This is a genomic window from Enterobacter sp. TCD1-1 (genome assembly GCF_020567405.1).
Taxonomy (GTDB): domain Bacteria; phylum Pseudomonadota; class Gammaproteobacteria; order Enterobacterales; family Enterobacteriaceae; genus Enterobacter; species Enterobacter quasiroggenkampii.
On record NZ_JAJCXF010000001.1, the window covers coordinates 955,392 to 974,645 of the forward strand.

General features: G+C 53.7%; 22 protein-coding genes. 13 read left to right on the forward strand and 9 right to left on the reverse strand.

The window, feature by feature from the left end; all coding sequences use genetic code 11:
- The first annotated feature begins 122 nt into the window (after positions 1–122).
- The 7 genes from osmE (at position 123) to chbG (ending at position 5,972) form a co-directional block, all read left to right on the forward strand.
- Entirely contained in the window at positions 123–464 is a 342-nt protein-coding gene (osmE, locus tag LJA86_RS04610; RefSeq protein WP_008500677.1) for an osmotically-inducible lipoprotein OsmE, read from the forward strand.
- Between the two features lie 284 nt (positions 465–748).
- The gene (gene chbB, locus LJA86_RS04615; protein ID WP_008500676.1) at positions 749–1,066 is read left to right on the forward strand and encodes a PTS N,N'-diacetylchitobiose transporter subunit IIB; all 318 of its coding nucleotides are present in this window, start codon (positions 749–751) and stop codon (positions 1,064–1,066) included.
- 79 nt (positions 1,067–1,145) lie between these two features.
- Positions 1,146–2,504, forward strand: a complete 1,359-nt coding sequence (chbC, locus tag LJA86_RS04620) for a PTS N,N'-diacetylchitobiose transporter subunit IIC (RefSeq protein ID WP_023311283.1) — start codon at positions 1,146–1,148, stop codon at positions 2,502–2,504.
- Between the two features lie 46 nt (positions 2,505–2,550).
- A complete protein-coding gene (gene chbA / locus LJA86_RS04625; RefSeq protein WP_024909443.1) occupies positions 2,551–2,898 on the forward strand; it encodes a PTS N,N'-diacetylchitobiose transporter subunit IIA in 348 nt (115 codons plus the stop codon).
- Positions 2,899–2,927: 29 nt separating this feature from the next.
- Entirely contained in the window at positions 2,928–3,746 is an 819-nt protein-coding gene (gene chbR / locus LJA86_RS04630) for a transcriptional regulator ChbR (RefSeq protein ID WP_029740446.1), read from the forward strand.
- Between the two features lie 109 nt (positions 3,747–3,855).
- Complete coding sequence (locus tag LJA86_RS04635) at positions 3,856–5,211, forward strand: 6-phospho-beta-glucosidase (RefSeq protein ID WP_045910256.1); 1,356 nt, start codon at positions 3,856–3,858, stop codon at positions 5,209–5,211.
- Positions 5,212–5,222: 11 nt separating this feature from the next.
- Positions 5,223–5,972 carry a chitin disaccharide deacetylase gene (gene chbG / locus LJA86_RS04640; RefSeq protein ID WP_167212800.1) on the forward strand — a complete coding sequence of 250 codons (750 nt, stop codon included), beginning with the start codon at positions 5,223–5,225 and terminating at the stop codon, positions 5,970–5,972.
- A gap of 88 nt (positions 5,973–6,060) precedes the next feature.
- Here chbG and katE read toward each other — a convergent pair whose 3' ends face one another.
- Positions 6,061–8,310 carry a catalase HPII gene (gene katE / locus LJA86_RS04645; protein WP_048991585.1) on the reverse strand — a complete coding sequence of 750 codons (2,250 nt, stop codon included), beginning with the start codon at positions 8,308–8,310 and terminating at the stop codon, positions 6,061–6,063.
- Between the two features lie 167 nt (positions 8,311–8,477).
- Here katE and cedA point away from each other — a divergent pair, with 167 nt between their 5' ends.
- Positions 8,478–8,753, forward strand: coding sequence for a cell division activator CedA (cedA, locus tag LJA86_RS04650; RefSeq protein ID WP_258526576.1), 276 nt, complete (start codon positions 8,478–8,480; stop codon positions 8,751–8,753).
- A 48-nt stretch (positions 8,754–8,801) separates the two neighbouring features.
- Here cedA and LJA86_RS04655 read toward each other — a convergent pair whose 3' ends face one another.
- The 3 genes from LJA86_RS04655 to hxpB all read right to left on the reverse strand — a co-directional run bounded on the left by LJA86_RS04655 (position 8,802) and on the right by hxpB (position 11,684).
- A complete protein-coding gene (locus LJA86_RS04655) occupies positions 8,802–10,193 on the reverse strand; it encodes an L-cystine transporter (protein WP_045336125.1) in 1,392 nt (463 codons plus the stop codon).
- A 127-nt stretch (positions 10,194–10,320) separates the two neighbouring features.
- A complete protein-coding gene (locus LJA86_RS04660; protein WP_032644865.1) occupies positions 10,321–10,911 on the reverse strand; it encodes a metal-dependent hydrolase in 591 nt (196 codons plus the stop codon).
- Between the two features lie 101 nt (positions 10,912–11,012).
- Positions 11,013–11,684, reverse strand: coding sequence for a hexitol phosphatase HxpB (hxpB, locus tag LJA86_RS04665; RefSeq protein ID WP_196346165.1), 672 nt, complete (start codon positions 11,682–11,684; stop codon positions 11,013–11,015).
- Between the two features lie 148 nt (positions 11,685–11,832).
- Here hxpB and LJA86_RS04670 point away from each other — a divergent pair, with 148 nt between their 5' ends.
- Positions 11,833–12,369: a YniB family protein gene (locus LJA86_RS04670; protein ID WP_048222644.1), complete on the forward strand. Its 537-nt coding sequence runs from the start codon at positions 11,833–11,835 to the stop codon at positions 12,367–12,369.
- A 36-nt stretch (positions 12,370–12,405) separates the two neighbouring features.
- On the opposite strand, the gene LJA86_RS04675 is transcribed toward LJA86_RS04670, so the two are convergent.
- The 3 genes from LJA86_RS04675 to pfkB form a co-directional block, all read right to left on the reverse strand.
- Entirely contained in the window at positions 12,406–13,266 is an 861-nt protein-coding gene (locus tag LJA86_RS04675) for a fructosamine kinase family protein (protein ID WP_229225707.1), read from the reverse strand.
- 105 nt (positions 13,267–13,371) lie between these two features.
- Positions 13,372–13,662, reverse strand: a complete 291-nt coding sequence (gene ghoS, locus LJA86_RS04680; RefSeq protein ID WP_008500661.1) for a type V toxin-antitoxin system endoribonuclease antitoxin GhoS — start codon at positions 13,660–13,662, stop codon at positions 13,372–13,374.
- A gap of 106 nt (positions 13,663–13,768) precedes the next feature.
- On the reverse strand, positions 13,769–14,701 hold the full coding sequence (pfkB, locus tag LJA86_RS04685) for a 6-phosphofructokinase II (RefSeq protein ID WP_045336121.1): 933 nt from the start codon (positions 14,699–14,701) through the stop codon (positions 13,769–13,771).
- Between the two features lie 295 nt (positions 14,702–14,996).
- Here pfkB and LJA86_RS04690 point away from each other — a divergent pair, with 295 nt between their 5' ends.
- Positions 14,997–15,755, forward strand: a complete 759-nt coding sequence (locus LJA86_RS04690; protein WP_021241081.1) for a DUF481 domain-containing protein — start codon at positions 14,997–14,999, stop codon at positions 15,753–15,755.
- Between the two features lie 80 nt (positions 15,756–15,835).
- Here the strand turns inward: LJA86_RS04690 and yniD are convergent, their stop codons facing one another.
- Positions 15,836–15,943, reverse strand: a complete 108-nt coding sequence (gene yniD, locus LJA86_RS04695) for a small membrane protein YniD (protein ID WP_008500658.1) — start codon at positions 15,941–15,943, stop codon at positions 15,836–15,838.
- A gap of 98 nt (positions 15,944–16,041) precedes the next feature.
- A complete protein-coding gene (gene yncL / locus LJA86_RS04700) occupies positions 16,042–16,134 on the reverse strand; it encodes a stress response membrane protein YncL (RefSeq protein WP_021241082.1) in 93 nt (30 codons plus the stop codon).
- A 324-nt stretch (positions 16,135–16,458) separates the two neighbouring features.
- Between yncL and thrS the strand changes: the two genes are divergently transcribed.
- The 3 genes from thrS to rpmI all read left to right on the forward strand — a co-directional run bounded on the left by thrS (position 16,459) and on the right by rpmI (position 19,228).
- Positions 16,459–18,387 (forward strand): threonine--tRNA ligase, encoded by a 1,929-nt coding sequence (gene thrS, locus LJA86_RS04705; protein ID WP_025757343.1) that lies wholly within the window; start codon positions 16,459–16,461, stop codon positions 18,385–18,387.
- Positions 18,388–18,390: 3 nt separating this feature from the next.
- Complete coding sequence (gene infC, locus LJA86_RS04710; RefSeq protein ID WP_023616141.1) at positions 18,391–18,933, forward strand: translation initiation factor IF-3; 543 nt, start codon at positions 18,391–18,393, stop codon at positions 18,931–18,933.
- A 97-nt stretch (positions 18,934–19,030) separates the two neighbouring features.
- A complete protein-coding gene (gene rpmI / locus LJA86_RS04715) occupies positions 19,031–19,228 on the forward strand; it encodes a 50S ribosomal protein L35 (RefSeq protein WP_001124225.1) in 198 nt (65 codons plus the stop codon).
- The last annotated feature ends 26 nt before the right edge of the window (positions 19,229–19,254 follow it).

A 19,254-nucleotide genomic window follows, 5' to 3' on the forward strand; every position in this document is an offset into this window, starting at 1 on the left:
TAGCAGCTTATCGTTGTTTTATTAGAATTTTCCGAAATTCGTCTGGCGTAACGCACAAAGTTGAACAATAGTACTTTTTATCCCATGCTTAGATAACACGCTGATAAACAAGAGGACGGAATATGAACAAGAACGTAGCAGGAATTCTTAGCGCAGCGGCGGTACTGACTATGCTGGCAGGGTGTACGGCTTACGATCGCACCAAGGATCAGTTTACGCAGCCCGTAGTAAAAGACGTTAAAAAGGGGATGACCCGTTCGCAGGTGGCTGCGATTGCCGGTAAACCTTCTTCTGAAGTCACCATGATTCATGCGAAAGGGACCTGCCAGACCTATATCCTGGGTCAACGTGATGGTAAGGCAGAAACCTACTTCGTCGCCCTAGATGATACCGGTCATGTGATCAACTCCGGCTATCAGACCTGTGCTGAATACGACACCGATCCGCAGGCACCTAAGGCGTAGTCACCCTGCTTGCCTGAGGATGTTAACAAACCGGCCCCGGGGCCGGTTTTTTTATGCATCAGAAAATCTTATTTCTTTTCGCGAATTATTTGCCCGAAATGTGAGGGTAGTCAACAAGCCAGGTCAATGAGAGACAATTCTAGTCTATCCAGAATTATCCCCTGTCTGTACCATTGCGTATACTCACTCCAACGATAAACAACAGTACGCAAACTACCTGTCTGCCGGGACAGCGAGTCGAGTGATAGCGCGATGGCAGGTAGTCATACAAGAGGGAAATCACGATGGAAAAGAAACATATCTACCTGTTCTGCTCAGCGGGCATGTCAACCTCGCTTCTGGTCTCAAAGATGCGTGCGCAGGCTGAAAAATATGAAGTCCCTGTGGTGATCGAAGCGTTCCCCGAGACGCTGGCGGGCGAAAAAGGTCAGACAGCCGATGTTGTTTTACTTGGACCGCAAATTGCCTATATGTTGCCCGAAATTCAACGACTGTTACCGAATAAACCGGTCGAAGTGATCGACTCGGGGCTGTACGGCAAGATTGATGGTTTAGGTGTTCTTAAAGCTGCTGTGGCAGCCATTAAAAAAGCTGCTAATTAATTTTTATTTTTCCCGTCAAAGAGTTATTTCACACACAATACGCCGTAACATGCGTTACGGCATTTAAGGGTATTTTCCTATGAGTAAAGTCATCGCTTCACTTGAAAAGGTACTCCTTCCTTTTGCTGTTAAAATAGGAAAGCAGCCTCACGTTAATGCCATCAAAAACGGCTTTATTAAATTAATGCCGTTGACGTTGGCCGGGGCCATGTTCGTTTTAATTAACAACGTTTTTCTGAGCTTTGGTGAAGGTTCCTTCTTTTATTCATTAGGAATTCGGTTAGACGCTTCCACTATTGAAACCCTTAATGGTTTTAAAGCCATCGGCGGCAACGTCTATAACGGTACGTTGGGAATTATGTCGCTGATGGCGCCTTTCTTTATTGGGATGGCGCTGGCGGAAGAGCGTAAGGTCGATCCGCTGGCCGCCGGGTTATTATCCGTCGCCGCCTTTATGACCGTCACGCCTTACAGCGTGGGTGAAGCCTATGCCGTTGGTGCCAACTGGCTGGGTGGGGCTAACATCATCTCCGGTATTGTTATCGGCCTGGTGGTGGCAGAGATGTTCACCTTTATCATCCGTCGAAACTGGGTGATTCGCCTGCCGGATAGCGTACCGGCTTCTGTATCCCGTTCATTTTCCGCGTTGATTCCAGGCTTCATTATTCTCTCCATCATGGGGATTATTGCCTGGGCGCTCTCTCACTGGGGCACAAACTTCCACCAGATCATCATGGACTCTATCTCTACGCCGCTGGCGTCGATGGGGGGCGTGGTCGGTTGGGCGTATGTGATTTTCACCTCTCTGCTGTGGTTCTTTGGCGTGCATGGTTCACTGGCACTGGCTGCGCTGGACAGCGGAATTATGACCCCATGGGCACTGGAAAACGTTGCACTTTATCAGCAGTACGGCTCCGTTGACGCGGCGCTGGCAGCGGGTAAAACCTTCCATGTGTGGGCGAAGCCGATGCTTGACTCCTATATCTTCCTGGGCGGTACCGGGGCGACCTTGGGTCTGATCATCGCGGTCTTTATTGTCTCTCGTCGTGCTGACTATCGTCAGGTCGCGAAGCTGGCGCTGCCATCAGGCATCTTCCAGATTAACGAACCGATCCTGTTCGGTCTGCCAATCATCATGAACCCGGTCATGTTCATTCCGTTCATCCTGATTCAGCCGCTGCTGGCCGCTATCACCCTGACGGCGTACTACATGGGCATCATTCCACCGGTTACCAACATTGCACCGTGGACCATGCCGGCGGGCCTGGGTGCCTTCTTCAACACCAACGGCAGCGTCGCGGCCTTCCTGCTGGCGATATTCAACCTCGGGATTGCCACCCTGCTGTACATGCCATTCGTGGCGATTGCGAACAAAGCCGCCACCATCATTGATGAAGAAGAGAGCGAAGAGGATATTGCCCTCTCACTGAAATTCTAAGATTGACGGCGCGGGGAAACCCGCGCCAGCCACAAGGAGCTCAAACATGTTAGATTTGGATAGTATTGTCGCAGACGAAGCCGCCGAGAACGATCTGGAAGAAGTGGTGATGGGGCTTATCATCAACTCCGGGCAGGCCCGCAGCCTGGCCTATGCCGCACTGAAGCAGGCCAAGCAGGGGGATTTCGCCGCGGCAAAAACCATGATGGAACAGTCACGCACGGCGCTGAACGAAGCGCACCTGGTGCAGACAAAGCTGATTGAAAGCGATCAGGGTGAAGGGAAGATGAAGGTCAGCCTGGTGCTGGTTCACGCGCAGGATCACCTGATGACCTCGATGCTGGCACGTGAGCTGGTGGCGGAGCTCATTGAGCTTCACGAGAAGATGCAGTAAGTCAGACTGAGTAGCAGGAGGTCAGCACGATGGAAATTAAAACCGCACTTGAACAGCAGCTGTTTAATGGCAAAAATTTTCACGTGGTTATCTACAACAAGACGGAGAGCGCCAGTGGTCTGCATCAGCATGACTACTACGAGTTCACGATTGTTCTGACCGGTCGTTACTATCAGGAGATCAACGGTAAGCGCGTCCTGCTTGAACGAGGGGATTTCGTCTTCCTGCCGATGGGGTCTTATCACCAGAGCTTTTACGAATTTGGTGCCACCCGTATTCTGAATGTGGGCGTCAGCAGACGTTTCTTCGAGAAGCACTATCTGCCGCTGGTGCCGTTCTGCTTTGTGGCCTCTCAGGTCTATCGGGTCAAAAACGAGTTCATGACCTGGATTGAAACGGTGATCGCCTCGCTTAACTTCCGCGACAATGAATTTGATGAGTTTATTGAAACGGTGACCTTCTACGTGATGAACCGGCTGCGTCATCATCGTGAAGAGCAGCAGGTGACGGATGATATTCCGCAATGGCTACGCAGCACCGTTGAGCTGATGCACGACAAAGGCCAGTTCAGCGAAAATGCGCTGGAAAATATGGTCTCTCTGTCGGGCAAATCCCAGGAATATCTGACCCGTGCGACGCAGCGTTATTATCGTAAAACGCCCGTGCAAATTATTAATGAAATTCGCATTAATTTTGCTAAAAAACAGCTGGAAATTACCAACTATTCTGTCACCGATATTGCTTACGAGTCAGGATACAGCAGTCCCAGCCTGTTTATTAAAACCTTTAAGAAATTGACGTCATTCACACCGAACAGTTACCGGAAAAATTTGACGGTAATTAATTAACTTTCGGCGGATTACCCGCCACGAATATTGCTTTAATGGCTTGCCCAAATAGCGGGAAGAGCACGCTATACCTTGCAGGCGATTAACCTGATACGCTAAGGGAGATATTATGCAGAAGAAATTAAAAGTCGTAACCATTGGTGGCGGCAGCAGCTATACCCCGGAATTACTTGAAGGTTTCCTGAAACGTTATCATGAATTACCGGTCAGCGAATTATGGCTGGTGGACGTTGAGGAAGGTCAGGAGAAGCTGAATATTATTTTCGACCTGTGCAAGCGCATGGTGGAAAAAGCGGGCGTGCCTCTGACCGTGCATAAAACCCTCGATCGTCGTCTGGCGCTGAAAGATGCGGATTTCGTCACCACCCAGCTGCGCGTCGGCCAGCTGAAGGCGCGTGAGCTGGACGAGCGTATTCCGCTGAGCCACGGGTATCTGGGGCAGGAGACTAACGGCGCGGGCGGCCTGTTTAAAGGCCTGCGTACTATCCCGGTCATTTTCGACATCGTCAAAGACGTACAGGAGATCTGCCCGAACGCGTGGGTCATTAACTTCACCAACCCGGCCGGCATGGTCACTGAAGCGGTCTATCGTCATACCGGCTTCAAACGTTTTATCGGCGTCTGCAACATTCCGATTGGCATGAAGATGTTTATCCGCGACGTGCTGGCGCTGACCGACAGCGACGATCTCTCCATCGATCTGTTCGGCCTGAACCACATGGTGTTTATTAAAGATGTCATCGTGAACGGAAAATCGCGCTTTGCCGAGCTCCTCGACGGCGTGGCCTCCGGTCGTCTGACTGCGGCATCGGTGAAAAACATCTTTGACCTGCCGTTCAGCGAAGGGCTGATCCGCTCGCTGAATCTGCTGCCTTGCTCGTACCTGCTTTACTACTTCAAGCAGAAAGAGATGCTGGCCATCGAAATGGGCGAGTATTATAAGGGCGGCGCACGTGCGCAGATCGTTCAGAAGGTTGAGAAGCAGCTGTTCGATTTGTATAAAGACCCGAACCTGAACGTCAAACCGAAAGAGCTGGAGCAGCGCGGCGGGGCCTACTACTCCGATGCGGCGTGTGAAGTGATCAACGCCATCTACAACGACAAGCAGGCGGAGCACTATGTCAACGTGCCGCACCACGGCCATGTCGACAATATTCCGGCTGACTGGGCCGTCGAAATGACCTGCATCCTGGGACGCGAGGGGGCTAAACCGCATCCACGCATCACCCACTTCGATGACAAGGTCATGGGGCTGATCCACACCATCAAAGGCTTTGAAGTGGCGGCAAGCAACGCGGCGCTGAGCGGTGAGCTCAATGACGTGCTGCTGGCCCTGAATCTCAGCCCGCTGGTGCATTCTGACCGCGACGCGGAGCAGCTGGCCAGCGAGATGATCCTGGCGCATGAAAAATGGTTGCCGAACTTTGCCGCCACGATCGAGAAGCTGAAGTTCAAACAGCAATAAGAGGACGCACAATGGAAAACCTGCTGATCGTTAATGCTGATGATTTTGGCCTCTCTAAAGGCCAGAACTACGGCATTATTGAAGCCTGTCGCCGGGGGGTTGTGACCTCTACAACGGCGCTGGTCAATGGTGAGGCGGTTGAACACGCGGCGCAGCTGAGCCGCGAAGTGCCGGAGCTGGGCGTCGGCATGCATTTTGTGCTGACGCTCGGGATGCCGCTTTCGCCAATGCCGGGCCTGACGCGCGATGGCCAGTTGGGTAAATGGATTTGGGAACTGGCGGAGCAGGGGGCTCTGCCGCTCGAAGAGATTGCCCGCGAGCTGGAGTGTCAGTTCAACCGCTTCGTTGATGTGTTTGGTCAGACGCCGACGCACATCGACAGCCATCACCACGTGCATATGATCCCGGCGATTTTCCCGCTTGTCGCCGGGTTTGCACAGCGCAAAGGCGTGGCGATGCGCGTGGATCGCGAGGTGCACGGATTGCCGGACTGCACCGTTACATCCACTGAGGGGTTCAGCAGCGCGTTTTACGGCGACGAGATTGACGACGCGCTGTTCCTGAAGGTGCTGGATGATTCCGCCGCGCGGGGTGAACGTTCGCTGGAGGTCATGGCACATCCTGCCTTTGTCGATAACACCGTGCGTAAAAGCGCCTACTGCTGGCCGCGACTGGCGGAGCTGGATGTGCTGACGTCGCCGTCGTTGAAATACGCGATTGCCGAGCGCGGGTATCGGTTGGGGACGTTCGGGGATCTTTGAAATAAAGCCCGGTGGCGGCTTCGCCTTACCGGGCCTACAAAACCAATCGAATGTAGGCCGGGTAAGCGCAAGCGCCACCCGGCTTTTTTTACGCCGGAATCTGATCGATCTTGCTGCTTCGCGACCAGACACGGTGCGCGGCGAGCAAATCAAACAGCTTCGTCATAAAGGCATCGTCAACGTTATCTCCCTCGACAATCCCGTCCTCACCCTGATCGGCCACCTTCAGCTGCGCTTTGAACTGTCGCGCGTCGCCGGACAGCGCGATCGGCTTCAGGTGCTTATAGGCTTCCAGCAAATAATAGACGGCGTCGCCGTTGGTCAGCAGGCTGGCAATATCCCCGCACGGCACGATCACCGCATCGACGGTCAGTGATGGCGCACCGGCAAAGGTCGCCGCGACCGGCAGCACAGAACCATCGTCGGCCGTCACTTCACCCATGCGGGAATAGAGCAGTTTGGCATGCACGCCCTGGGTTTTCAGCGCCTGCATAATCCCCAGCACGTCGCTGGCGCGGGTTTTGTCGTTCAGCAGAATGGCGACCACGCGGCCTTTAATCGAGCCGCCCGGCACCGCATACAGGCTCAGCGACGGATCTTTCTTCACGCCGTTAACCTCTTTCGGCGGAGCAAGGTTACGCTGCTCGTCGGTCAGCGTAATGCCCAGGTTGTCCGCGACGCTCTGGGCAAGCTGAATATCAATATGCGCCAGCTGATCGACCACGCGCTCGCGGATGTAGGTGCGCACCACTTTACTCAGCTCGAAGCTGAAACCGCCGATGATGTGCTGTTGCTCAATCGGCGTCTGGCTGTTCCAGAACAGGCGAGGGTGGGCGTAATACTCACCGAACGAGGGGCTGCGCTCGCGAATTTTATTGCCATCGATACGCTCCTGATACGATTCGAATCCACCGCGTTTCGGTCCGGGAGGCGTTTCACGCGGCCAGTTATCGTTGATGGAGTTCGGCTCATAGTTTGCCGGGTTGGTATCAATATCCTGACGGTGCATCCCGTCGCGCTGGAAGTTGTGATACGGGCAGGTTGGGCGGTTAATCGGAATTTCGTGGAAGTTCGGCCCGCCGAGTCGGCTAATCTGCGTATCGGTATAGGAGAACAGGCGTCCCTGCAGGAGCGGATCGTTGGTGAAGTCCAGCCCCGGCACAATATGCCCCGGGTGGAACGCGGCCTGCTCGTTTTCGGCAAAGAAGTTATCCGGGTTACGGTTAAGCACCATTTTACCCACCAGCTGCACCGGCACCAGCTCTTCCGGGATCAGCTTCGTCGGGTCCAGAAGGTCGAAATCGAACTTAAATTCGTCCTCTTCCGGTATGAGCTGCAGGCCAAGTTCGTATTCCGGGAAGTCGCCCGCTTCAATGGATTCCCACAGCTCGCGGCGATGGAAGTCCGGATCGCGCCCGGTCAGCTTCTGCGCCTCGTCCCACACCAGCGAGGCTTTACCCGCGACAGGCTTCCAGTGGAAGCGGACAAACGTGGCTTTCCCCTCGGCATTGATCAGACGGAAGGTATGGATACCAAACCCCTCCATGGTGCGGTAGCTGCGCGGAATGCCGCGGTCTGACATCGCCCACATCACGTTGTGTAAGGTTTCAGGCTGCAGGGAAACATAGTCCCAGAAGGTGTCGTGCGCACTTTGTCCCTGCGGTATGGCCCAGTGGGGCTCCGGTTTTACCGCATGGACAAAGTCAGGAAATTTATGCGCGTCCTGAATGAAAAACACCGGCGTGTTATTGCCGACCAGATCGAAAATACCCTCTTCGGTATAAAACTTGGTGGCAAAGCCGCGGATATCCCGGACGGTATCTGCCGACCCCGCGCCGCCCTGCACGGTGGAGAAACGCACAAAGACCGGGGTGATTTTATCCGGGTCGGAGAGGAAATCCGCTTTGGTGATCGCTTTCAGGCTCTTGTAGGGCTGAAAGTAGCCGTGCGCAGCGGAACCGCGCGCGTGGACGATGCGTTCTGGTATCCGCTCGTGGTCAAAATGGGTGATTTTTTCCCGCAGGATAAAGTCTTCCAGCAGGGTTGGCCCGCGCGCGCCTGCGCGAAGGGAGTTTTGATCGTCAGCAATGCGTACGCCCTGATTGGTCGTGAGCGCGAAACCTTCACCGCCTTTTCGGTGTGGTTCAAGAGATTTCAGCTTCTCGTTTCCCGTGTCCGGCGATTTCATGCTTCCCGGTGCGGTAGGCTGTTCGCCCGGTGCGGAGGGGCCAGGGGAGGGGCGGTGAGAGCCGTCAGCGGGAGCGAGAGAGTCCATACCCGGTTGAGATTCTTCAGTGCCATGAATGGGTGATTGATGTGTTTTATCTTTGTTCGACATTGCACGCTTCTCCTTTATCCATTGCTAAAAACCCTATTAAGGATAGAACAATGTCGCGACATGGTTCGCGAACTAAGAGTTTTCATATGCCGTGATTAGCGAAAGGAGCCATCTCACCCACTCGGAGCGCGACGGAAGGCAGCAGGATCGGCTATCATAGAATTTTCCTGCTTCAAGAATTTGCTTTAGTGAATCCGTTGCTTATGAAACCTCTTCGTCAACAAAACCGCCAGGTTATTAGCTATGTGCCCCGCGTTGAGCCCGCGCCGCCAGACCATGCCCTGAAAGTGGAGGGCTTTCGCGATGTGTGGCAGTTACGGGGGAAATACGTGGCCTTTGTGCTGGTCGGCGAGCATTTCCGTCGCTCTCCCACCTTTACGGTGCCGGAGTCCGCACAGCGGTGGGCGATGCAAATCCGCCAGGATGAAGAGGTTGAAGAATAACAGCCATAAAAAAACCGCCATCAGGCGGTTTTTTTATTTCTAACGTGTTTAGCGGTGCGCCAGCTCGGCGTCGTCTTCACTTTCCAGAATCGCTTTGTCGGTCTGCTTCAGCCACTGGCTGGTCAGCGTACCGGCGGTCATGGAGCCGCTCACGTTCAGCGCGGTACGACCCATGTCGATCAGCGGCTCAACGGAGATCAGCAGGGCGACCAGCGTCACGGGCAGACCCAGCGCAGGCAGCACAATCAGTGCGGCGAAGGTTGCGCCGCCGCCAACACCCGCAACGCCTGCGGAGCTTACGGTGACAATCCCGACCAGCGTGGCGATCCAGACCGGATCCAGCGGGTTGATGCCGACTGTAGGAGCAACCATTACCGCCAGCATCGCCGGGTACAGACCCGCACAGCCGTTCTGACCAATGGTGGCACCAAAGGAGGCAGAGAAGCTGGCGATAGATTCAGGCACGCCCAGACGACGGGTTTGCGCTTCCACGTTCAGCGGAATAGATGCGGCGCTGGAACGGCTGGTGAAGGCAAAGGTCAGTACCGGCCAGACCTTACGGAAGTACTTCAGCGGGCTGACGCCGTTCACGCCCAGCAGGATGCCGTGCACCACGAACATAATGCCCAGGCCCAGATAAGAGGCGACAACGAAGCTGCCCAGCTTAATGATGTCCTGCAGGTTAGAACCGGCAACCACTTTGGTCATCAGCGCCAGCACGCCGTAAGGGGTGAGTTGCATGACCAGACGGACCAGCTTCATCACCCAGCTTTGCAGGGTGTCAATTGCGGTCAGCACGCGTTCGCCTTTTGGCGCATCGTCTTTCAGCAACTTCAGCGCCGCTACGCCCAGGAACGCGGCGAAAATAACCACGCTGATGATCGAGGTTGGGCTCGCACCGGTCAGGTCAGCAAACGGGTTCTTCGGAATGAAGGAGAGCACCATCTGCGGCACGGTCAGGTCAGCCACTTTCCCAACGTAGTTGGTCTGAATCGCGGTCAGACGCGCCGTTTCAGCGGTACCCTGAACCAGACCCTCTGCAGTCAGACCAAACAGGTTAGTGACCAGCACACCCACCAGCGCGGCAATCAGCGTGGTGAACAGCAGCGTGCCGATGGTCAGGAAACTGATTTTTCCCAACTGGGTCGCGTTGTGCAGGCGGGCAACGGCGCTCAGAATAGAGGCGAAGACCAGCGGCATAACGATCATCTGCAGCAGCTGGACATAGCCGTTACCGACAATGTTGAACCACTGAATGGAATCTTTCAGAACTGGATTATCGGAGCCATAAATTGCCTGTAATGCCAGACCAAATACGACACCCATGGCCAGACCAACCAGCACCTTTTTCGCCAGGCTCCACTGTTTGTGGCGCGCCTGCGCGAGAAGCAATAGCAATACAGCGAACACAACGACGTTCGCGATGAGTGGAAAATTCATCCCCGTTCTCCTGATTTATTATCGGTTCGGTTTTTACCGATCCTGTTGGCGGAAGGTTAGCAGAAGTGTGATGTAGCGCTTATATCCAAATGGAATGGGTTATGACAAATGGGATAATTTTGTTGGTTTACTGTTCAATCTGGTGATGAATAAAGCGATTGAACTGAAATTGCAGCGAATTAATCATCTGGGAAGACCAGCGGACTGCACTGTTTTCGGGCAACGTTTGCGGCATCCAGACGGCGTAAGCAAACAGCGCCATGCACAAGACGCGCTCCAGCTGGTTCCCTTTCTGCGGTGCGAGAATGGGAAAACGGAAGCGCCAGCGGCAGGGCCACAGCAGCGGTACGCCCGCGGGCGTCAGCATATCGGCCAGAATATGGCTTAAATATCCCAGCACCATCCCCTGAATGGCATCACCGGGGACGATCCAGCTTTCGGGCACTTTTAAATAGAAAAGCGTCAGCAGGCCAAACACGGCCAGCAGGCTGTGCGTAAACCCCCGGTGGCCAAACGCGCGGGCGATGGGTTTCGATACCCACTTCAGGCGCTGTCCGAGGAACGACTTGGGGTGGTCGATGTCGGGCAGCAGACAGGTCAATACGGCGGAAGGGACGATATGCCACCAGTCCCCCTGTGCCAGCACGGGGGTGAGTTCAGCGTTTTTGGCAAATACTGCGCACGCGATAGAAAAAAGCAGGTGGCCTTCCGCCGTCATGATAAAACCCACAAAACTGTCAATTCATACAGTATAGGGTTTTTATACAGTAGGCGGAAGAGGTGACGGTGTAACTGTTTGTCACAAACCGGAGGAGGGCGTTAACCGCCCTGCAGATGGCGCGCCGTGAGTTCTGCCAGCGAAGTCAGCTTCACATCGGCAAGCGCAAACCGGGGATCGTGGCGGCCTTCTTCCGCAGGCACCACAATGGAGCGCATCCGCGCGGCTTTAGATGCAATCATGCCGTTAACGGAATCTTCCAGCGCAACGCAGTTGAGGGGATCCAGGCCGAGCTTAGCGGCACAGTCCAGATAGACCTGCGGGTGCGGCTTGCTGTAAGGCAATTTCTCAGCGGAGGCAAGCGCGTCGAAACTGTCGCGCAGTTCAAACATGACGAGCACTTTTTCCAGCATATGCAGCGGTGACGCCGAGGCCAGGCCGACCTTCAGCCCCTGGGCTTTACACAGCGCGACCGCCTCACGTACGCCGGGCAGCAGCGGCTTGCTCTCTTCTACCAGCGAAATGGCGCGGCTGATAATGCGCGCGGTCACTTCATCACGACCTGGTCCAGCCCACGGCTGTTGGGCATACCACAGGTCAACCACCATATCGATGCGCAGGCCCAGCGTATCGGGAAGTTCATTACGGCGGCTGATATCCACGCCCAGGCTGGCCATGACGTCCAGTTCAGCGCGATCCCACAACGGTTCGGAATCGATCAGTAATCCATCCATGTCAAAAATTGCGGCAAGAATTTGGCGCGGTGTCGACATCACAACGTCTCCTTATCCAGGGTGTTCGACAGACGATAAGTGCTAAGCACACTCTGCAATTTAGCATATTGCTTTTAAAGAGCGGGCGAAATTGATGACCAGCAGGTAGACTTATGCACAAATAACGCGTCTTTATGAAGAGGAACTGATGACGTATCAACAAGCTGGACGCATTGCGGTCTTAAAACGTATTGCTGGCTGGGTGATTTTTATTCCTGCCGTCATTTCTACGCTGATTTCTGTACTCAAATTTATGTACGATCACAGCGAAAAACAGCCGGGTATCAATGCGGTTATGCTTGATTTTGCGCATGTGATGATTGAGATGATGCGTTTTAATACGCCATTCTTGAATGTCTTCTGGTTTAACTCACCCACCCCGGATTTTCACCATCAGCTGAATATCGGCTTTTGGGTGATATACGCCCTGATCTTTGTTGCGCTGGCGCTGCAGGCCTCTGGCGCACGAATGAGCCGTCAGACGCGCTTCTTACGCGAGGGCGTCGAGGACCAGCTCATTCTGGAACAGGCTAAAGGCCCGGAAGGCATGAGCCGGGAGCAGATTGAATCCCGCATTGTTGTGCCGCGCCACACTATTTTCCTGCAAATCTTCCCGCTCTATATCCTTCCCGTAATTATCATTGTGGCAGGATACTTCTTCTTCTCACTGCTCGGTTTTCTGTAACCGATACGGGTGGCGGCAAGGCCACCCGTTCGCGTCTCAGGCGGCAAGCATGCGCTCAAGCGCACGCTGTGCGTTAACCAGGTGCTCCCCACCAAAAAGTATGGCGCGGTTCATCAGCGTATAAAGTTGGTACACCGGTTGACGGTCGAGGAAGCCGGGCGGCAGGGGAGAAACCGACTGATAACCGTCATATATCTGCGGCGGTTGTTCAGGGTGCAGCGGCAGCATGGCAAGGTCGCACTCTCGGTCACCCCAGTAGCAGGCCGGGTCGAAGATATAGGGGCCGTTGGGCCCCAGCGCGCAGTTATCGGACCACAAATCACCGTGGAGCAGAGACGCCTGAGGCTGGTGGGAGGCCAGACGCTGCTGCACGTGCTCGACGATGGCGTCTATATTGCCAAATTCCAGCCCTTTCTCGGCGGCAAGCTCGAGCTGCCAGCCAATACGCTGTTCGGCAAAAAAGGTCGACCAGCGGCGCTGCCAGGCATTGGGCTGTGGCGTGGTGGAGAGGTCATTGTCAAAATCGAGACCAAACTGCGGCTGGTCGCTCCACTGATGGAGACGTGCTAGCTGCTGGCCAAGAATGAAAGCGTTATGGGCATTCAGCGGACGGGCGGGGAGATATTCCATGACCAGAAAACTGTAATCGCGGTCGCTACCGACGGCCAGCACCTGCGGGACCGTCACCGTTTTACTGCGCGACAACAGTTCAAGCTGATCGGCTTCGGCGGTAAATATCGGAAGCAGCTCACGTTCATCGCATTTTACGAAGAGATCGCGCCCTGCGTAGCGTAAATGCCACGCGGCGTGGATCTCTCCGCCTGGCAGTTCGTTACGCAGTTCAATTTCACCTTCACCCAGCTGCTCACTTAAAAGATGACTGATAGCCTGCCACATGTTGACTCTCCCATGTTGTCTGCCAGATCATAAAGTTAGCGCATTATTGCGGTAAAAAAATACGAACTAACGCACACCTGAGCGGTTTAATTTCATACAGGGCACTTATTGTTCTTTTTTCTGCCAGCTTTCCCAGGTGTCGACGTCAATTTCGGCTGGCTTGTCGGTCACACTTTCCACCAGACTGGCGGCCAGCGCATGAACCTCTTCTTTATTCAGGGCACCTATCAGACCAAATGCCAGGGTGCCTAAATCATGAATATTGCCCTCGTCATCCGTGAGCGTGAGGAGAAAATTAGCCCGGGTGAAGGCGTTGTTGAGCTCATTCAGCTCGGTCAGCGATGCTTCATGAAGGTTGACGGTTACGACGTAGCGGGTGATGTCACCACTGCTCATAATTCACCTCATTGTTATCATGGAAGTTTTCTTAGCATAGTCGATAGTTTGCGTTTGGCGACTCGGTGATGACATTCCCCTCCATAAGGATGAAGGGGAACAGGGGTTAATTTCGGGACAGATAATCGACAATTTTTTGCGTATCGGCCAGCGAACAGAGACGCGTGCCCTGGTTGATGGTAGCGGCGCTACCCGCCGCCACGCCGTAGCGCGTCATCTCCAGCAGTGACGCGCCCTGCGCCAGCTTAAGCGTCATCGCGCCTACCATGCTGTCACCCGCGCCAACCGTGCTCTGGCTCTTCATCGGCGGTGGAACAACCTGAACGGACGACGTTTCATCGACGGCCAGTGCCCCCTGCGGACCAAGGGAAACCACCACGCGCCGCGCTTTGCCGCTGCGCACCAGCTCCTGCGCGGCGGTGCGCACATCGTCAGGCTGCGTCAAGTCGCGGTTGACCAGCGCGCTTAACTCTTTCTGGTTGGGTTTGACCAGTTCAAGATTGCCCGGCACTAAGGCCGCCTGCAGGGCCTCGCCGCTGCTGTCAACGATGCAACGGATACCACGTTGCTGCGCCGCCTGAATAAGCGCGGTTAATTTTTCCGTGCTGACGCCGGGTGGCAGGCTGCCGCTTACCACCAGCAGCGCGCCGCTTTCAATGGTCAGTACTTTCTCTTCAAGCTGACGAAACTCGTCATCGGTGAGTTTCGCGCCCGGCATGACAAACCGGTACTGCTCGCCGCTGGATTCAACGTGGACATGCAGGTTTTGCCGCGTCCAGTCTTTCGCCTCGACGGTCTCTACGGCAACCTGTTCATCTGCCAGCAGAGAGACCAGGTGTTCGCCGGTGGCACCGCCTGCGGGAAAAATGGCCGTGGCCTTGCCGCCGAGGTGGGTAATGGCGCGCGCCACGTTGATACCGCCACCGCCGGGCTCAAAGACCGGGGCGCTACAGCGCAATTTACCTTCCGGGTAAATCTGCGGCGTCAGGGTGGCGGAATCAAGGGAAGGGGAGAGCGTCAGGGTGTAGATAGAAACCATCATTACCTCCTTTTAGCATGGGTTCCTTTTAGTCTGGCACCATTTGTCAGGAAGGCAACGTAAATAACAGTATGATTTTAAATATGAATACTGAATAAAAGTAAGACCGGAGATATATAAAATAAAACGCTTTTTGGGATCGTTCTTATTCAAAAAATGAAATAAGAAAACATTGCTATGTTATTTGCGGCTTTTTATAATTTGTTACCTTTCTCTGGACGCCTTGTCATTGATCCTCAAGAAAGATTCCGGGACCGTGTGGTCTCTTTTTTTGTTGTACGGACTCCTTAATAAAATGAAGCTTTTAAAGACAGTTCCCGCTGCACTGATGCTGGCGGGTGGCGTGTTTGCGGCTATGAACGCGACCGCCGATGATTCCGTTTTTACTGTCATGGACGATCCCTCCACCGCGAAAAAACCGTTTGAAGGTAACCTGAACGCTGGGTACCTGGCACAATCCGGTAACACGAAAAGCTCTTCTCTGACGGCGGACAGTACGCTTACCTGGTACGGTAATACCACCGCCTGGTCTCTGTGGGGTAATGCCAGCAATACGTCCGCTAATGACGAACGTTCTTCCGAGAAATATGCGGTTGGCGGACGTAGCCGTTACAACATGACCGACTATGATTACCTGTTTGGTCAGGCAAGCTGGTTAACCGACCGTTACAATGGTTATCGCCAGCGTGACGTGTTCACCGCGGGTTATGGTCGTCAGTTCCTGAACGGTCCGGTACACAGCCTCCGTTTTGAATTCGGTCCGGGTGTGCGTTATGACGAGTACACCAATGGCGATACCAAAACCCAACCGCTCGGTTACGCTTCCGGCACCTATGCCTGGCAGATGACTGACAACACCAAATTTACCCAGGGTGTTTCTGTATTTGGTGCCGACGATACGACGCTGAACTCTGAGACGGCGCTGAACGTGGCCATTAACGAACACTTTGGTCTGAAAGTCGCCTACAACGTGACCTGGAACTCTTCACCACCCGAATCTGCACCGGATCATACCGACCGCAGAACCACGGTTTCACTGGGTTATAGAATGTAATGAAGACGGGCCGATGATCATGTCGGCCCGTTTATTCTGTCTGGTCTTGTGACGTCCCTTCTGATGAGCAGTATTCGCCCCTAACCCCAAATCATTGCCGCCCAACGGAGTAACAGCATTGCGCCGCAGATGGCGATCAGCACCAGCACCATTTTCCAGTGTTTTACGGCAAATCGTTTTGTTGGCATAACCTAACCCTTGTTCGTTGATACCCACAGTCTACCAAACAGGGCCGAAATATGCCCCTACTCAGGAACGATTGGGTTATGCCAGCGCAGGGTTCGGCTCAGAACCAGTGGAATCGTTCGGCGAGAATCAACAATAAACCTGTGGCGGAAAGGATGTTTAAAATCACAACCGTTCTACTGGATACGTTCATAGTATGCACCTTTGGGTTTAAAGACCTGTTCAAGATTAGCCCAGCATCTTTGAAATGCGAGCACCGGGATCATGCGACCTGCAAATTCATGCGAAAGTGCCAGCACATCAATCTGCCAGCAGAGGGTGCAATCTCCCTTTTGTTAGTGTTAACATTGCAAGGCTTGCCGTATATCCGGCGTTGTCTGATTTTCCGGCAGGTGAATGATGACGAACCAATTTGACGATTGTTGGTCAGATGGTGTCGTAATCTATTGTCAAATCACGATTATTTTCTTTGTATATGCTCTTATGTGTGGGGCATCACTGCAAATAAGGATATAAAATGCCTGTAATTACTCTTCCTGATGGCAGCCAACGCCATTTCGACCATGCTGTTAGCCCAATGGATGTTGCCCTGGACATCGGTCCTGGTCTCGCGAAAGCGACTATCGCCGGCCGCGTTAACGGTGAGCTGGTAGATGCCTCCGATCTGATCGAAAACGATGCGACGCTTGCGATCATCACCGCAAAAGATGAAGAAGGTCTGGAGATCATTCGTCACTCCTGCGCGCACCTGTTAGGCCATGCCATCAAACAGCTGTGGCCAAACACCAAAATGGCGATCGGTCCGGTTATCGATAATGGTTTCTACTACGACGTTGACCTTGACCACACCCTGACTCAGGAAGATATCGACGCGCTCGAAAAACGTATGCACGAGCTCGCCGAAACAAACTATGACGTCATCAAGAAGAAAGTCAGCTGGCACGAAGCGCGTGAAACCTTCGTGAAGCGTGGCGAGAGCTATAAGGTCTCGATTCTTGACGAAAACATTTCGCATGATGACAAGCCTGGCTTGTACCATCACGAAGAATACGTCGACATGTGCCGTGGACCGCACGTGCCGAACATGCGCTTCTGTCATCACTTTAAGCTGATGAAGATCGCCGGCGCCTACTGGCGTGGCGACAGCAACAACAAGATGTTGCAGCGTATCTATGGTACCGCGTGGGCCGATAAAAAAGCCCTGAACGCCTACCTGTTGCGCCTGGAAGAGGCGGCGAAGCGTGACCACCGTAAAATCGGTAAGCAGCTTGACCTGTACCACATGCAGGAAGAAGCGCCGGGTATGGTGTTCTGGCATAACGACGGCTGGACCATCTTCCGTGAACTGGAAACTTTCGTACGCTCCAAGCTGAAAGAGTACCAGTATCAGGAAGTGAAAGGCCCGTTCATGATGGACCGTGTGCTGTGGGAAAAAACCGGCCACTGGGACAACTACAAAGATGCGATGTTCACCACCTCGTCTGAGAACCGTGAATACTGCATCAAGCCAATGAACTGCCCGGGACACGTTCAGATCTTCAACCAGGGTCTGAAATCCTACCGTGACCTGCCGCTGCGTATGGCGGAGTTCGGTAGCTGCCACCGTAACGAGCCATCAGGTGCGCTGCACGGTCTGATGCGCGTGCGTGGCTTTACGCAGGATGATGCGCATATCTTCTGTACCGAAGATCAGGTTCGTGACGAAGTTAACGCCTGTATCCGTATGGTCTACGATATGTACAGCACCTTTGGCTTCGAGAAGATCGTGGTCAAACTCTCAACGCGTCCGGAAAAACGTATCGGTAGCGATGAGACCTGGGATCGCGCAGAAGCGGATCTCGCCGTGGCGCTGGAAGAGAACGGCATTCCGTTCGAATACCAGCTGGGCGAGGGCGCATTCTACGGTCCGAAAATTGAATTTACCCTGTATGACTGCCTCGATCGCGCATGGCAGTGCGGTACTGTACAGCTGGACTTCTCCCTGCCGCAGCGTTTAAGCGCCTCTTATGTTGGCGAAGACAACGAGCGTCAGGTGCCGGTAATGATTCACCGTGCCATTCTCGGTTCTCTGGAGCGCTTCATCGGCATCCTGACCGAAGAGTTCGCCGGCTTCTTCCCAACCTGGCTTGCGCCGGTGCAGGTGGTGGTGATGAACATTACCGATTCTCAGGCAGATTACGTTAAAGAATTGACGCAGAAACTACAAAATGCGGGCATTCGCGTAAAAGCAGACTTGAGAAATGAGAAGATTGGCTTTAAAATCCGCGAGCACACTTTACGTCGTGTCCCGTATATGTTGGTCTGTGGTGATAAAGAGGTGGAAGCAGGCAAAGTTGCCGTTCGCACCCGCCGTGGTAAAGACCTGGGCAGCCTGGACGTAAGTGAAGTGATTGAGAAGCTGCAACAAGAGATTCGCAGCCGCAGTCTTCAACAACTGGAGGAATAAGGTATTAAAGGCGGAAAACGAGTTCAAACGGCACGTCCGAATCGTATCAATGGCGAGATTCGCGCCCAGGAAGTTCGCTTAACAGGTCTGGAAGGCGAGCAGCTGGGGATTGTGAGTCTGAGAGAAGCAATCGAAAAGGCTGAAGAAGCTGGAGTAGATTTAGTTGAAATCAGCCCTAACGCCGAACCGCCAGTTTGTCGTATCATGGACTACGGCAAGTTCCTTTATGAAAAGAGTAAGTCTTCTAAGGAACAGAAGAAGAAGCAAAAAGTTATCCAGGTTAAGGAAATCAAATTCCGTCCTGGTACCGACGATGGCGATTATCAGGTAAAACTCCGCAGCCTGATTCGCTTTCTGGAAGATGGCGATAAGGCCAAGATCACACTGCGTTTCCGCGGTCGTGAGATGGCCCACCAACAGATTGGTATGGAAGTGCTTAACCGCGTCCGTGACGATCTGAGTGAACTGGCAGTAGTCGAATCCTTCCCTACGAAGATCGAAGGCCGCCAGATGATCATGGTGCTCGCTCCTAAGAAGAAACAGTAAGGCCTTCAAGCAGCAAAATCTGTGGAGCCTTCGGGTTTCATAGGTTTTGTTCGCCTATGTTTCGTTTATTTAACAATGCGAAGTGGAAGTTATTAAAATGCCAAAAATTAAGACCGTACGCGGTGCTGCTAAGCGCTTCAAAAAAACCGGTAAAGGTGGTTTTAAGCACAAGCACGCTAACCTGCGTCACATTCTGACTAAGAAAGCTACCAAGCGTAAACGTCACCTGCGTCCAAAAGCCATGGTTTCTAAAGGCGATCTGGGCCTGGTCATCGCGTGCCTGCCGTACGCATAAGTCGTTTCGTTTAACTTTTTTAACTT

Excerpts from the sequence above, each read along its gene's own strand:
- LJA86_RS04660 (WP_032644865.1), bottom strand. The coding sequence starts at position 10,911 with ATGACGGCGGAAGGCCACCTGCTTTTTTCTATCGCGTGCGCAGTATTT.
- hxpB (WP_196346165.1), bottom strand. The coding sequence starts at position 11,684 with ATGTCGACACCGCGCCAAATTCTTGCCGCAATTTTTGACATGGATGGA.
- chbG (WP_167212800.1), top strand. The coding sequence starts at position 5,223 with ATGGAAAACCTGCTGATCGTTAATGCTGATGATTTTGGCCTCTCTAAA.
- chbB (WP_008500676.1), top strand. The coding sequence starts at position 749 with ATGGAAAAGAAACATATCTACCTGTTCTGCTCAGCGGGCATGTCAACC.
- LJA86_RS04690 (WP_021241081.1), top strand. The coding sequence starts at position 14,997 with ATGAAGCTTTTAAAGACAGTTCCCGCTGCACTGATGCTGGCGGGTGGC.
- LJA86_RS04635 (WP_045910256.1), top strand. The coding sequence starts at position 3,856 with ATGCAGAAGAAATTAAAAGTCGTAACCATTGGTGGCGGCAGCAGCTAT.
- rpmI (WP_001124225.1), top strand. The coding sequence starts at position 19,031 with ATGCCAAAAATTAAGACCGTACGCGGTGCTGCTAAGCGCTTCAAAAAA.
- LJA86_RS04655 (WP_045336125.1), bottom strand. The coding sequence starts at position 10,193 with ATGAATTTTCCACTCATCGCGAACGTCGTTGTGTTCGCTGTATTGCTA.
- chbA (WP_024909443.1), top strand. The coding sequence starts at position 2,551 with ATGTTAGATTTGGATAGTATTGTCGCAGACGAAGCCGCCGAGAACGAT.
- pfkB (WP_045336121.1), bottom strand. The coding sequence starts at position 14,701 with ATGGTTTCTATCTACACCCTGACGCTCTCCCCTTCCCTTGATTCCGCC.
- LJA86_RS04670 (WP_048222644.1), top strand. The coding sequence starts at position 11,833 with ATGACGTATCAACAAGCTGGACGCATTGCGGTCTTAAAACGTATTGCT.
- katE (WP_048991585.1), bottom strand. The coding sequence starts at position 8,310 with ATGTCGAACAAAGATAAAACACATCAATCACCCATTCATGGCACTGAA.
- chbR (WP_029740446.1), top strand. The coding sequence starts at position 2,928 with ATGGAAATTAAAACCGCACTTGAACAGCAGCTGTTTAATGGCAAAAAT.
- osmE (WP_008500677.1), top strand. The coding sequence starts at position 123 with ATGAACAAGAACGTAGCAGGAATTCTTAGCGCAGCGGCGGTACTGACT.
- ghoS (WP_008500661.1), bottom strand. The coding sequence starts at position 13,662 with ATGAGCAGTGGTGACATCACCCGCTACGTCGTAACCGTCAACCTTCAT.
- thrS (WP_025757343.1), top strand. The coding sequence starts at position 16,459 with ATGCCTGTAATTACTCTTCCTGATGGCAGCCAACGCCATTTCGACCAT.
- chbC (WP_023311283.1), top strand. The coding sequence starts at position 1,146 with ATGAGTAAAGTCATCGCTTCACTTGAAAAGGTACTCCTTCCTTTTGCT.
- LJA86_RS04675 (WP_229225707.1), bottom strand. The coding sequence starts at position 13,266 with ATGTGGCAGGCTATCAGTCATCTTTTAAGTGAGCAGCTGGGTGAAGGT.
- yniD (WP_008500658.1), bottom strand. The coding sequence starts at position 15,943 with ATGCCAACAAAACGATTTGCCGTAAAACACTGGAAAATGGTGCTGGTG.
- yncL (WP_021241082.1), bottom strand. The coding sequence starts at position 16,134 with ATGAACGTATCCAGTAGAACGGTTGTGATTTTAAACATCCTTTCCGCC.